The 12600-nt window shown below is 55.7% G+C and carries 9 protein-coding genes; 4 read left to right on the top strand and 5 right to left on the bottom strand.

From position 1 onward, the window contains the following. The first annotated feature begins 3 nt into the window (after nucleotides 1-3). Nucleotides 4-1416, top strand: a complete 1413-nt coding sequence (gene cls, locus ACR0NW_RS00660; RefSeq protein WP_480449465.1) for a cardiolipin synthase — start codon at nucleotides 4-6, stop codon at nucleotides 1414-1416. Here the strand turns inward: cls and ACR0NW_RS00665 are convergent. Then, nucleotides 1413-1970, bottom strand: coding sequence for a potassium channel family protein (locus ACR0NW_RS00665; protein WP_480449463.1), 558 nt, complete (start codon nucleotides 1968-1970; stop codon nucleotides 1413-1415). The genes cls and ACR0NW_RS00665 overlap by 4 nt on opposite strands. Nucleotides 1971-2036: 66 nt before the next feature. Here ACR0NW_RS00665 and ACR0NW_RS00670 point away from each other — a divergent pair, with 66 nt between their 5' ends. Genes ACR0NW_RS00670 through ACR0NW_RS00680 form a run of 3 tightly spaced genes read left to right on the top strand, consistent with a single transcriptional unit; the run spans nucleotide 2037 to nucleotide 6122 of the window. Beyond that, the gene (locus ACR0NW_RS00670) at nucleotides 2037-2684 is read left to right on the top strand and encodes an ABC transporter ATP-binding protein (RefSeq protein ID WP_480449461.1); all 648 of its coding nucleotides are present in this window, start codon (nucleotides 2037-2039) and stop codon (nucleotides 2682-2684) included. Continuing rightward, nucleotides 2681-5095, top strand: a complete 2415-nt coding sequence (locus ACR0NW_RS00675) for an ABC transporter permease (protein ID WP_480449460.1) — start codon at nucleotides 2681-2683, stop codon at nucleotides 5093-5095. Before ACR0NW_RS00670 ends, ACR0NW_RS00675 begins: the two co-directional genes overlap by 4 nt. Next, nucleotides 5085-6122, top strand: a complete 1038-nt coding sequence (locus ACR0NW_RS00680; protein ID WP_480449459.1) for a lipocalin-like domain-containing protein — start codon at nucleotides 5085-5087, stop codon at nucleotides 6120-6122. The genes ACR0NW_RS00675 and ACR0NW_RS00680 overlap by 11 nt, the downstream gene beginning before the upstream one ends. A gap of 62 nt (nucleotides 6123-6184) precedes the next feature. On the opposite strand, the gene ACR0NW_RS00685 is transcribed toward ACR0NW_RS00680, so the two are convergent. The 4 genes from ACR0NW_RS00685 to ACR0NW_RS00700 all read right to left on the bottom strand — a co-directional run bounded on the left by ACR0NW_RS00685 (nucleotide 6185) and on the right by ACR0NW_RS00700 (nucleotide 12153). Then, nucleotides 6185-7573 (bottom strand): alpha/beta fold hydrolase, encoded by a 1389-nt coding sequence (locus ACR0NW_RS00685; protein ID WP_480449458.1) that lies wholly within the window; start codon nucleotides 7571-7573, stop codon nucleotides 6185-6187. Between the two features lie 57 nt (nucleotides 7574-7630). Next, nucleotides 7631-8062, bottom strand: a complete 432-nt coding sequence (locus ACR0NW_RS00690) for a universal stress protein (protein WP_170655688.1) — start codon at nucleotides 8060-8062, stop codon at nucleotides 7631-7633. Then, the gene (locus ACR0NW_RS00695; protein WP_480449457.1) at nucleotides 8059-11076 is read right to left on the bottom strand and encodes a TRAP transporter permease; all 3018 of its coding nucleotides are present in this window, start codon (nucleotides 11074-11076) and stop codon (nucleotides 8059-8061) included. The genes ACR0NW_RS00690 and ACR0NW_RS00695 overlap by 4 nt, the downstream gene beginning before the upstream one ends. Nucleotides 11077-11184: 108 nt before the next feature. Then, nucleotides 11185-12153 carry a TAXI family TRAP transporter solute-binding subunit gene (locus ACR0NW_RS00700; RefSeq protein ID WP_170655692.1) on the bottom strand — a complete coding sequence of 323 codons (969 nt, stop codon included), beginning with the start codon at nucleotides 12151-12153 and terminating at the stop codon, nucleotides 11185-11187. Nucleotides 12154-12600 lie beyond the last annotated feature (447 nt).

Below are 12600 nucleotides of genomic sequence, written 5' to 3' on the forward strand. Positions count from 1 at the left end.
ATCATGTGGACCACTCTCGTTTCAGCTTTTGTTATTGGGCTTTATGGCTCTGCCGTCTTTTGCTCGGTGCGCGCCGCTCAGACTTCAAGGACACCGCAGGGATCGGTTGGGTGGGTGGTATTTCTTTTGTCCGCGCCTCTGTTTGCGGTGCCGCTATATCTGTTCCTCGGCCATCATCGATTCCGCGGCTATCGAATTGCCCGCAAGGAAAGCGAGCGGGTTGTCGAGGGGATCAAGAACTTTGCCGATATAGCAAAACCTGACCCGGCCACGATGCGGATAAACCCCCGCCCTTTCGAAGCCCTGGCCCACCTGCCCGTTTCCCGTGGGAACGACGCCCATCTTTTGATCGACGGCGAAGCGACCTTTCAGGCCATTTTCGACGCCATAGATGGGGCGACAAAATACATCCTGATTCAGTTTTATATTGTTCGCGACGATGAACTGGGCGTGGAACTTCAGGACCGTCTGATCGCCGCTTCGAAACGGGGCGTGCACGTACGCTTTATGACGGATGGTGTCGGCAGCTATGGCCTGTCCAATGACTACTTCGACCGGATGCGCCTAAACGGGATTGATGTCGCTGATCCGCGGGATCAGAGGGGGCCGAATTTCAGGTTCCAACTCAATTATCGCAATCACCGCAAAACCGTGGTGGTTGACGGAGAGATCGGCTTTATCGGCGGACACAATGTTGGCGTTGAGTATCTGGGGCAAAGCCCCAAATTCGGGCCTTGGCGCGATACTCATGTTCAACTGCACGGCCCGATTGTTCGGCAGTTGCAGCTTATTTTTGCCGAGGACTGGCATTGGGCCCGGAATGAGGACCTGATTGATCTGGTTGATTGGAATGGTTCTGACGCAGAACGGGACATGAATGCTCTGCTTGTTGCAACGGGACCGGGGGATGACACGGAAACCGGTGCAATGATGTTTTTTTCCGCCATTGCGGCGGCAAAGGAACGGATCTGGATTGCGTCACCCTATTTCATTCCAGATCTCGACATCATGACGGCCTTGCAGCACGCAGCGCTGCGCGGTGTTGATGTTCGCATTCTGGTGCCCGAAGTGATCGACCACCGTATTCCATGGCTGGCTGCTTTTGCCTATTTCGACGAAATCCGGGACTGTGGCGCCAAGGTCTTTCGCTATACAGACGGCTTCATGCACCAGAAGGTTTTTGTCGTGGATGAAACCCTGGGTGCGGTTGGCACCACCAATCTGGACAATCGTTCCTTCAGGCTCAATTTCGAAGCAATGGCCCTGTTTTTTGATGAAGAAGCTGCAGCTGCAATCAGTCAGATGCTGCAAGAGGATTTCAACTCAAGCTACGAGCTTGTGCGCTCTCTTCATCAACAACCGGCCTATATTCGGCATGGGGCGCCCATTGCGCGCCTTTTTGCCCCGATCCTTTAGGACAGAAACCGTTCCTCGAACACGCGGGTCATCAGAGCAACCATATAGGCGGTTGAAAGACCAAAGGCCAACAGGCCGGTAACCGAAGCAAATGCACCAAAAATGCGTAGCCCTTCACCCAGAACGATATCGCCATAACCCAAGGTCGTGAATGTAACGAGCGAGAAGTACAGCGCAGAGTTCCAATCCGGCAGCACATCGCCCAAAACCCAGACAATCGCCCAGATCCAGACCTGTATGGTGTGCGTCGCAACAATGAACGCCAATGCCATGCAAACCGGACCGGCCGTTCTCAGGACCTGCCCTTTGTCTTCCCATCTGTCCAGCAGACGGCGGATCATGATGGTGCACCACGTCAAAAGGCCAATTTCAATCAGAAAACAAAGGCCCAGATAGACGCTGCCCCAAAAAATCTGCTGCGACAACGTCATGTCACGAAACCCCGGTTCCCAAAAGCGCACCAATTGCCCGGCCAGAATGGCCCGCAGCCACGTTAGGGGCAACCCCTGCACGTGCGTTCCACTGCCCTGCCCTGCGACGAATGGCAATACCACACATGTCTCTACTGGACACAGCGCGCAGCGGCTGCACATTGTGTCGGGCGCAAGGTGAACGTCAGAATGCTTTTAGAGATAAATCAAGTTACTAAGTCCTATCCCGGCGGCAGACCGGTTCTTAAGGACGTATCCCTAAATCTGGATCACGGCCAGACACTGGCCCTTACCGGCGAAAGCGGCAGCGGCAAGAGCACCCTTCTTAACCTTGCAGGGGCATTGGACAGTTTTGATCAGGGGGAAATCCTGCTGGATGGTATTCGCCTGTCCGGTCTGAGCGATTCCGGACGGGCCGATCTGCGCCGCCGCACCGTCGCGTTGGTGTTTCAGCAATATAACCTGATCCCTTCGTTGACCGTACTGCAGAACCTGTCTTTTCACGCGCGGTTGGCCGGGTGCTTTGACACCGAATGGACGGATGAGCTGGCACAACGGCTTGGCCTTTCCGAATTGGGCGACCGTTATCCTGAACATCTGTCGGGCGGCCAGCAACAACGGGTCGCAATCGGGCGGGCGATGGCAGCAAAACCCAAGCTTCTTTTGGCGGATGAACCAACCGGCAATCTCGACGAAACCGCAAGTGGCGTCGTGATGAAGCTGATGCTGGAACTGGTGCGGGATGCAGGTGTCGCGCTGCTGCTGGTCACGCATTCAAGTGAAATTGCCGGACAACTGGACCGGCACGCGCATCTGGCTGGCGGAAAGATCTCATGATCGGCCCGGCGTTGCAGGTTTTGCTGTCGCATTGGCGGGCGCATATTCTGCAACTGGCCACATTGCTTATCGGCATCGCACTTGCCACCGGCCTTTGGTCGGCCGTTCAGGCAATAAATGCCGAGGCCCGCGCCAGCTATGCCCGCGCCAACGCCCAGCTTGCCATCGGTCAGTTCGACGAGTTGCGCGACCGAAATGGCCCTATCCCGCTGGAAAGATATATCGATCTTCGCCGCGCCGGTTGGCGGGTCGCGGCAGTGCTGGAGGGCCCGTTCAGGGTCGGAGATCGCACCTTGCGCCTGATGGGCGTCGATATGATTGCTTATCCGGCACTACCGGCAATGACCCAGACCGATCAGGGCGATGCACCGCCTGACCCAGTGGACATCCTGACACCTCCGGGTCGATTACTGGTCCGTCCTGATCTGGTTTCGGTACTTAGCGATCAGGAAGGTTTACCACCGGTCGCTGCGTCAGAGTCTCTCCCCCCTGATCTGATCCTGACGGATATCGGTGTCGCAGAAAAGTTGCTGGCCAAGCCCGGCCAGATATCCCGTCTTGTCGTTCTGCCGACCCAGCCTAAGGGGATTCCGCCTTTGGCGGAAATCGCCCCTGAACTGGAACGGATCACTGCATCATCGCAGATGGACACAGCGCAGCTGACGGACAGCTTTCACCTGAACCTTTCTGCATTTGGTCTACTGTCATTTGCTGTTGGTCTCTTCATCGTTCACGGAACGGTCGGCCTTGCCTTCGCGCAGCGTCGCGGCATGATCCGTACCATTCGCGCACTTGGCCTGCCGCTGCGTCTGCTGATCTGGCTGATCCTTGGAGAATTGACGCTGTTGGCATTAATCGGCGGCGTGTTGGGATTGCTATTGGGCTATTTCATCGCCGGAGGGTTGCTGCCGGATGTAGCAGCAACCCTGCGGGGGCTGTACGGCGCCCCGATTGACGGGCAACTCGCCCTCCGGCCGACTTGGGTGGCCGCGGGTTTATTGATGGCCGTGGGTGGTACTCTGCTTGCAAGTGGCCAATCCCTGTGGCGTTTAACCAAGATGCCGCTACTGGCAAGCCCTGGGGTGCAGGCATGGAGTTCCAGCGGTACTGCAAACCCTCTGCCCGGCTATCTGGGCCTGCTGCTGATAGGGGCTGGTATCTTGGTCTTTTGGAGCTTTGGCGGCCTTGTTCCGGGCTTCCTAATGCTTGGTGGAATTCTGACTGGCGCGGCATTGTTACTGCCCCTTGTGCTTTCGACCTTTCTACGAGGCTTTAAAACGCGCGCGCAAAGCCCTGTTTCTCAATGGATATGGGCGGATATGCTTGCCCAACTACCCGGGCTGTCGCTTGCTCTTATGGCTTTGCTTCTCGCCTTGGCGGCCAATATCGGCGTCGGAACCATGGTATCAAGTTTCCGCCTGACATTCACCGGTTGGCTGGATCAGCGACTGACATCCGAGCTCTATGTTACTGCAGTAAACGACCAGCAAGGCTTGGAAATCACCCAGTGGTTAAGTCCACAGGTGGATGCGGTGCTGCCAATAAGGCGGGTTGAATTGAGCCATGAGACAGGACCGTTGTTTTTGTACGGAGTTGTTGACGATCAGACTTATCGGGAAAAATGGCCCTTGATAGCGGCAGATCCTGATGCTTGGGACAAGGTGGCCTCAGGCAACGCTGTTCTAATCAATGAACAACTGGCGCGCAGGGCCGATCTTTGGCCGGGTTCATCAATTTCGCTGTCTCCCGACTGGCAGTTGGTGGTCACCGGGGTCTATTCGGATTATGGCAACCCAACCGGGCAGGCTATCGTGTCGATGGATCAGTTTACCGCGCATTTCCCAAATAGCCCTCATCGCCGGTTTGGGATTCGCGTTTCCCCGGACCGGGCCACCGATCTTGCCCGATCTCTACGTGAACAATTCGAACTCCCTGATCGGGCTGTGGTTCATCAGGCCGCCATGAAAGCGCAATCGTTATCCATCTTCGAGAAGACATTCGTGGTGACCTCGGCCCTGAACATACTGACACTGGGTGTTGCTGGTTTTGCCATTCTGACTAGCCTGCTTACACTTTGGACACAGCGCTTACCGCAGGTAGCGCCGGTCTGGGCGCTGGGAATGACCCGAAGTCGGCTTGCAACACTGGAAATTCTGCGCAGCGTGTTGCTTGCCGCACTGACCTGTTGCCTTGCGCTGCCTTTGGGCCTTGTTCTCGCTTGGGTTTTGCTTGTGGTCATAAACGTCGAGGCATTTGGATGGCGGCTTCCTATGCACCTGTTCCCCATGGACTGGGTTCGCTTGCTGCTGCTGACGTTGCTTGCAGCGGCAATAGCGGCGGCTCTGCCCGCCTTGCGGCTGCGTCGGTTGCCGCCAGCTGATTTGCTGAAAGTGTTTGCCAATGAACGTTAAGCTGCTTCTTACCTTTCTTTTGGCGCCTTGTGCCGCTCTGGCTCAGGGGTTTGCGGGGTTGGGCGGAGACGCAGAAGGTTTTGACGTCCCTTACGCGGGTTACGAGTTCCAGTTTCCCGCCGATCATGGCCCGCATCCACCGTTTCGGATTGAATGGTGGTACGTGACTGCCACGTTGGAGGATGAGGATGGGAACGACTATGGCATTCAATGGACCCTTTTTCGGTCGGCGTTGAAGCCCTTTGATCAGGAAGGCTGGCAAAGCCCACAGTTGTGGATGGGGCATGCTGCGGTTACGACACCAACCGAACATTACTTTGACGAACGCCTCGCCCGTGGTGGCATCGGTCAGGCCGGTGTCAAAGCCACCCCGTTTGCCGCATGGATAGACGAGTGGCATATGAAAGGCCCTGACATCAACACCATCCATCTGACGGCTAGAGGGCAGGAATTTGGATACGATCTGAGCCTACAGGCCCAAGGACCACTGGTCTTTCATGGTGACGCTGGCTATTCGGTCAAATCCGCCGAGGGACAGGCAAGTTTTTACTATTCACAGCCTGCTTATTCCGTGACCGGAACCCTTAATCTGCCTGATGGTGAAGTTTCAGTGTCCGGCGAGGCCTGGCTTGATCGGGAGTGGTCGTCGCAGCCCTTGGCTGAGGATCAGACCGGATGGGATTGGTTTTCGCTCAACTTCGACACTGGCGAGCGCCTGATGGCATTTCGCCTGCGGGGCGGGCGTGGAGATTTTGCCTCGGCCACTTGGATTGCCAGAGATGGCACTACAACTGCCCTGCCCGATAAGGCAATTTCGTTTACACCATTGCAATCCGCATCAGTTGCCAATCGTGACATTCCAATCAAATGGCGGATCAACCTACCGGAACGAGACCTCGATATAGAGGTACAGGCGATGAACCCCGATGCATGGATGGGAACAACCTTTTCTTATTGGGAAGGTCCTGTCGAGGTATCCGGCAGTCACCTCGGTCGCGGATATCTGGAAATGACAGGGTATCAATGAGAGGTGCGTAAACGCTTCGCATCCTCTTAAGTTTGAGCAGTATTTATAAGTTTGAGCAGTATTTACGAATTTTCGCTGATAAATGGTTCAACCGCTTCAAAGTACAATTCGAAGCCCGGCTGCCCTTCGATGGCAACGTGATTGTTGCCCGGCAGCTCTACGAACCGCGCACCGGGGATAAGTTTTGCCAGCAATTGCCCCTGGTGCAGTGGGGCCACGCGATCTCCGGTGAAATGCAAGACCATTGTGGGCACTTTCAGCTCGGACGCCAGCGTCCGCACATCTATTTTTCCATTCATTTCATAGATCTTACCCGCGTTTTCTGCGGTGACAGTTACACGTTGCAGTTCATCAAAACTCTCCTGCACGGAAATCGGCGCATCCGGCAGAAAGGCTGAGGTGAAAAAGTTTCGATAGATTGGCGTGTCCGATCCCCACCCCTCACGGATCATAAGCCTTGCTGCATCGTATAATTTAACTTCCTCAGGGTCGTTCCGCATAAGGCGTCCCTGCGCGTACCCGCCGAACAAAATCAGGCAGGCAACCTGCTCGGGGTGTTTATGGGCGTAGCTGATGGAAAACGCCGCCCCCTGGCTGATACCGAACAGGGCGAACCTTTCCAGGCCAGCAGCCCGAACCACAGCTTCCATATCCTCGATCATGGCATCGGCATCTATTCGGTCCACGTCCCAATCGGACAAACCGTTGCCACGTTGATCGAACCGGACAAAGCGATGGTTTTCGGCAAACCGGGTCAGAAACGGAGACATGAATGGGCTTTGCCATTCATACTCGATGTGGTTCAGCCAGTGCGGCGCCCTAAACACCGGAAATCCTTGTCCAACACTCGCAAAGGCTATGTGTGTCCCGTCCGCTGAGGTGCAGAATTCGATCTGTTGGTTGTTCGCAAGATGTGATTTGGGGCGTTCCCTTGGCTGTTCCGGTGCCCACTGCCAGACCCGAATGGGTCGCGTGATGTTTTTGACCCTTTGACTTCCAAGATCACGAAAATCATCGGCGTAACGGCCTTGAACCGTCTGATGAACGATGTCCGAGATGCACACGCCGCCGGGCTGCGCCAAACCTTCTAGGCGAGCGGCAACATTGACACCATCGCCGAACATGTCGGATTCGTCGAAAATCACATCACCCAGATTGATGCCGACCCGGTACTTGATCCTGCGATCATCCGCTTGCTCGGATTCGCGTTCACTCATCTGGGACTGGATATCCACCGCGCAACGCACCGCATCCTGCGCCGAATGGAATTCGGCCAAAAGACCATCGCCGGTGGTCTTCACGATCCGGCCCCGGTTGGTCGCGATTGTTGGGTCGATCAGTTCCTTGCGGTGGCGTTTTTGCCGCGCAAGCGTAGCTTCGTCATCCAGTTCCATCAACCTGGAGTATCCGACCATATCGGATGCCATTACGGCGGCCAAACGACGTTCCATCTCGTCTCCCCCGGACGCACAATAGCAGAATTGTGGCGACCTCGCGAGACCGGTGCGTTATCGAACCACGTAGACGGAAACCGTGGAGTGGCGGACGACGCGAGCGGCATTCGGGCCCAGAAGGTAATCCCTGAATTCAGGTTTGTGGGCCCCGATAACAATCAGATCACTACCTGCATTCTCAGCCGTGTTCAGGATCTCCTGATAGGCCGTTCCTGTTGCCACGACATGCCGGACTGACGCATTTTTTTCCTCTCCCAGGGTCGAAACGCAAAGGCGCAGCAGGTTTGCTTGTGCTTCCTTCACTGCGTTTTCGTGGAACCCGGGCTCAAAGAACCCGGACACCCAGCTTTCACCGAAATCCGGCAAAACCGTCACAACATCCAGTTGCGCCCCTTCAAGCTCAGCAAGCTTTGCTGCCTGCCGCAGGACCGCCGCGTCGTGATCACCATTGCTGAGGTCAACAGCACAGAGAACTGAATTTGTCATGCGGGAACCTCTTGTCTGGCGGCGCGGCCGCGTTGCAGAAAGGCGATGAGGCCAAGAAGGATCAGCGCCGGAATGAACATCAGCTCTTTCGGCGGCTGACTTGCAGGCACGCTGACAGAAGTGAGCTGAACCGGCTCATCCCCATAGTAGTCAAAGATATCCATATCATCCGACACCGGTGTGCCAAACATCGGCTCATCCAGCTTGACCATACCATCCTCTTCGATCAGCAGCAGACCCATGGCGTCAACACGTGCCTGGCCGCCCTCCTCGGAGCCCACGGTCAGAACGACAGTGGTATCGACCATTTCACCGGTATCAAAATCGGGTCCGCTGGCGACAATGCGGATTTCGTCACCCGGTGACGCTTCTCCCACCGTTTGCACCAGTTGGGCAGGCGCTACGCTATTAAAGGGAGGCGACACATAGTTCATTAAGAAATCAGGTCGGAACAGGGCAAAGGCCACCAGGATCAGCGCGACGCTTTCATAGATACGGCTGCGCGAAATGAAATAGCCCATTGTTCCGGCAGTAAAGACAAGGATCGCGATCGTTGCCGAGATGGCGACGATTATGCCCTCAACCCACGTGACATCGATCAGCAGCAGATCGGTGTTAAAGATGAACACGAATGGCAGCGCGACGGTCCGCAGCGAATAGAAGAACGCTGTGAAACCTGTTCTGATCGCATCGCCACCTGACACAGCAGCGGCCGCAAAGCTTGCCAATCCAACAGGGGGCGTAACATCCGCCATGATGCCAAAGTAGAAAACGAACAGATGCACAGCGATCAGCGGAACGATCAGGCCGTCCTGCGCACCAAGCTCGACAACAACACCCGCCATCAGCGAACTTACGACGATATAGTTTGCCGTCGTCGGCAGCCCCATACCCAGAATTAGGCTGAGCAGGCCGACCATCACCAGCATCAGGATCAAATTGCCACCGGACAGGAATTCAACCAGATTGGCCATCACTTGTCCGACACCGGTCAGGGTCACCGTACCAACGATCACGCCCGCTGTTGCCGTTGCAAGTGCGATGCCGATCATGTTCCGCGCTCCAACAATCAGGCCATGCCACAGATCACTGACGCCTTCCAAGAATGTCGCGGCCATGTTGCTTTGACCACGAAACACTGCCTTGAGCGGTTTTTGGGTCAGCAGGATCACAAACAGCAGCGCAGTTGCCCAAAAGGCCGACAGTCCCGGCGATTTCTGTTCGATCATCAGGAAGTAGACCAGAACGATAATTGGCAGCAGATAATGCAGGCCAGCCTTGTAGATGTCCTTGATAATCGGCAGGGAAACTTCCTTGGCATTCGGATCATCGGGTTCAAGGTCCGGCACCTTCGCGGCGAGATATACCAACGCGACATAGACAATGCAGACAATCGCACTGAGGATCAGACCCGCCTGCGATGGCGCCCATTGCGTGATTGCTTCGACAGGGAACTGAGAGCTGTAGCAAAGTCCTGCGAATACAACGAAGAATGACAACATTCCCACGATTGTCCGGGCCAGGTGAACTTCTCGATCCCCCAGCGTCGGCATGTTCCGCTTCACCGCTTCCAGGTGAACGATATAAACCAGCGCGATGTAAGAAATCGCGGCGGGCAGGAAGGCATGCGTGATCACCTCGACGTATGAAATGCCAACGTACTCCACCATCAGGAAGGCCGCAGCGCCCATCACTGGCGGCATGATCTGTCCGTTGACCGAGGATGCAACCTCGACCGATCCGGCCTGTTCACTGGTAAAGCCCACGCGCTTCATCAGCGGGATGGTGAAAGTGCCGGTAGTAACCACGTTTGCAATCGATGAGCCTGAGATCAGGCCGGTTGCAGCCGAACCCACCACAGCAGCCTTCGCCGGACCACCACGCAGGTGACCCAAAGCGCCGAACGCCATTTTGATGAAGTAATTCCCTGCCCCTGCCTTTTCCAGCAATGCGCCGAACAGGACGAACAGGAATACGAACTTGGTTGATACCCCCAAAGCGATGCCGAAAACACCTTCGGAGGTGATCCACATATGGCTCATCGCCTTTTGCAGGCTCGCGCCTTTCCAACGGATGACGTCAGGAACCCATTCAGAAGATCCAAAGAAAACGTAGGCGAGGAAAATGGTGGCAATGATCGCCATTGCAGGACCCAGGGCACGGCGCGCCGCTTCGAACAGGATCAACAAACCTGCAAGTGCAAAGAACTTGTCAACATCGTCGGCCAATCCACCGCTATCAACAATTTTCTCATAGAACAAAAAGCCATACAGCGCCGAGAACACCCCTGCCCCGCACAGAACCCAGTCTTGAACCGGAATGAAACCGCTGCCGTCGTATTCTTCCCTTAGAAGATACTTACCCGCAATCAGCGCACCAATTACCACGCCTATGACAATGCACGCCACTTGCGCCGTGCTTGAAAAGCTGTCGGTGGCGTACTGGACCAAAATTGCCATGGCCCCATAAGTCAGAGTCGCGATCGCTGCCAAAAGACCAACCGCACTAAATACCCGTTCCAGCGCCATTGGCTCTCCGGAACCATTCAGAAACGTCGGGGCGATCAACGCTATCGCAATGATGGCCGAAAGTGCCACCCACATCCCAAGGCTGAGATCGGAAGGAAGACCCAAAAGCGCGGTAAGATCGGGAGACACCGCCATAAACAGGGCAAGTGCAAAGCTACCCAGTCCCAGAGCAGTGCCCAAATGGCTCAACCAGAACTTCAGAAAGTTCCGGCTTTCCTGACCCATGGCCGGATAGGCCATGAAACCCAGCATGAGCGCGAAGGCCAGATGGATCAGACGTGAGTTGTTACTTACCGCACCTGGCAAAAGGTAGTTAGCCAATGGAGACGCGAGAGTGACCTGAAAAAGCGACCAACTCACTGCGATGATCGCCAGCGTTAGCCCAACCATTCCAGCCGGATCACGGGCACCGGCGTCCGAGGACGCAACCAGCTCCTGTAGTTCCTCTTCGGATAAAGGACGATTGCCCTGTTGGTCAGTGCTCATCAACGTATCTCCCCGTCCAGCGGCCGTTGTGCCGGCATTATTGCCCCGGTTTACCGGGTTGCCACGAGGCGCCCTTTGGGGGCGCCTCGCAGAGTTTTAGTGGGTGGCTTAGTTCAGCCAGCCTTTTTCTTGATAGTACTTTTCAGCACCCGGGTGCAGCGGGGCCGAAAGGCCATCCTTGATCATTTCTTCCGGTGTCAGGTTGGCAAACGCAGGGTGCAGTTTCTTGAAGTCGTCGAAGTTTTCGAAAACCGACGAAACCAGCGTATACACCGCCTCGTCCGACACATTCGCCGAGGTCACCAGTGTTGCGCCAACACCAAATGTGCTTACGTCATCCGGGTTGCCGCGATAGGTGCCGCCTTTGATGGTGGCTTTGCGGTAGAACGTGTTTTCATCGACCAGACGATCAATTCCGGCACCTTCAACACTGACCAGAACCGAGTCACAGGCAGTGGTTGCTTCCTGGATCGAACCCGAAGGGTGACCAACGGTGTAAACCATGGCATCGATCTGGTTGTCACACAGAGCGGCGGACTGTTCGGCAGCCTTGAGTTCTGTTGCAAGCTCAAAGTCCTGCATACCCCACTCTTTCATGCCCATTACCACTTCCATAGTGCCGCGCTGACCGGAACCGGGGTTGCCGACATTCACCCGCTTGCCCTTGAGGTCATCAAAGGTTGTGATCCCGGAATCGGCACGAGCTACGACGGTAAAGGGTTCGGGGTGGATCGAAAACACTGCGCGCAGGTCTTCGAACTTGCCCGCATCCTGAAACTTGGACGAGCCGTTATACGCATGGAACTGCCAGTCGGACTGTGCCACACCAAACTCCAGCTCACCTTCGCGGATGGTGTTGATATTATAGACAGATCCCCCTGTCGATTCGACCGAACAGCGAACGCCGTGTTCCTTGCGGCCCTTGTTGACCAGACGGCAGACAGCGCCACCAGTCGGGTAATAAACGCCGGTCACACCGCCGGTACCGATGGTGATGAACTCTTCCGCGTAAGCGGCCGGTGCCATGAACGCCGCCGTTACAATGGCGCCGAGGCTAAGCTTGCTGCTATTTTTCATTTATGTACTCCCAGGTATTTATTCAGTGGACGGAAGAACGACTTTGCGACCTGTCCGACCCATCCGAGATGGAGGCCAATACAGATCAAACGCGCACCGTTCAATGGCGCAAACGCCTGAAATTCCTTTCTCTCCCGACAGTTCAAGGGTTTCATTCAGATACCTGCATTGTCAAGGCTCGGACCAGCGCAGACCGCCCAAAGAAGCAGATTTGACGAACAGCCAGGAACATTCCCCCCGAAACCACCCGACCTGACAGGGATCAAAACAAGGCGCCAAACAGGAATGCACCCATTTTGCGCGCGCAACTCAGGCACGAGATGCTTTGTTGCCTGGCGCCATCTGTTTTGTCTTTTGCGACAGGATTGGTGATCAAGGAAGCGTCGCAATGCAGAGACAATTCCAAACAGTGGGATCGCCGTGTTTCACTTCAAGACGACGGCCTAA

Source organism: Ruegeria sp. CF5 (assembly GCF_056537325.1).

Excerpts from the sequence above, each read along its gene's own strand:
- cls (WP_480449465.1), top strand. The coding sequence starts at position 4 with ATGTGGACCACTCTCGTTTCAGCTTTTGTTATTGGGCTTTATGGCTCT.
- ACR0NW_RS00670 (WP_480449461.1), top strand. The coding sequence starts at position 2,037 with ATGCTTTTAGAGATAAATCAAGTTACTAAGTCCTATCCCGGCGGCAGA.
- ACR0NW_RS00675 (WP_480449460.1), top strand. The coding sequence starts at position 2,681 with ATGATCGGCCCGGCGTTGCAGGTTTTGCTGTCGCATTGGCGGGCGCAT.
- ACR0NW_RS00680 (WP_480449459.1), top strand. The coding sequence starts at position 5,085 with ATGAACGTTAAGCTGCTTCTTACCTTTCTTTTGGCGCCTTGTGCCGCT.
- ACR0NW_RS00685 (WP_480449458.1), bottom strand. The coding sequence starts at position 7,573 with ATGGAACGTCGTTTGGCCGCCGTAATGGCATCCGATATGGTCGGATAC.
- ACR0NW_RS00690 (WP_170655688.1), bottom strand. The coding sequence starts at position 8,062 with ATGACAAATTCAGTTCTCTGTGCTGTTGACCTCAGCAATGGTGATCAC.
- ACR0NW_RS00695 (WP_480449457.1), bottom strand. The coding sequence starts at position 11,076 with ATGAGCACTGACCAACAGGGCAATCGTCCTTTATCCGAAGAGGAACTA.
- ACR0NW_RS00700 (WP_170655692.1), bottom strand. The coding sequence starts at position 12,153 with ATGAAAAATAGCAGCAAGCTTAGCCTCGGCGCCATTGTAACGGCGGCG.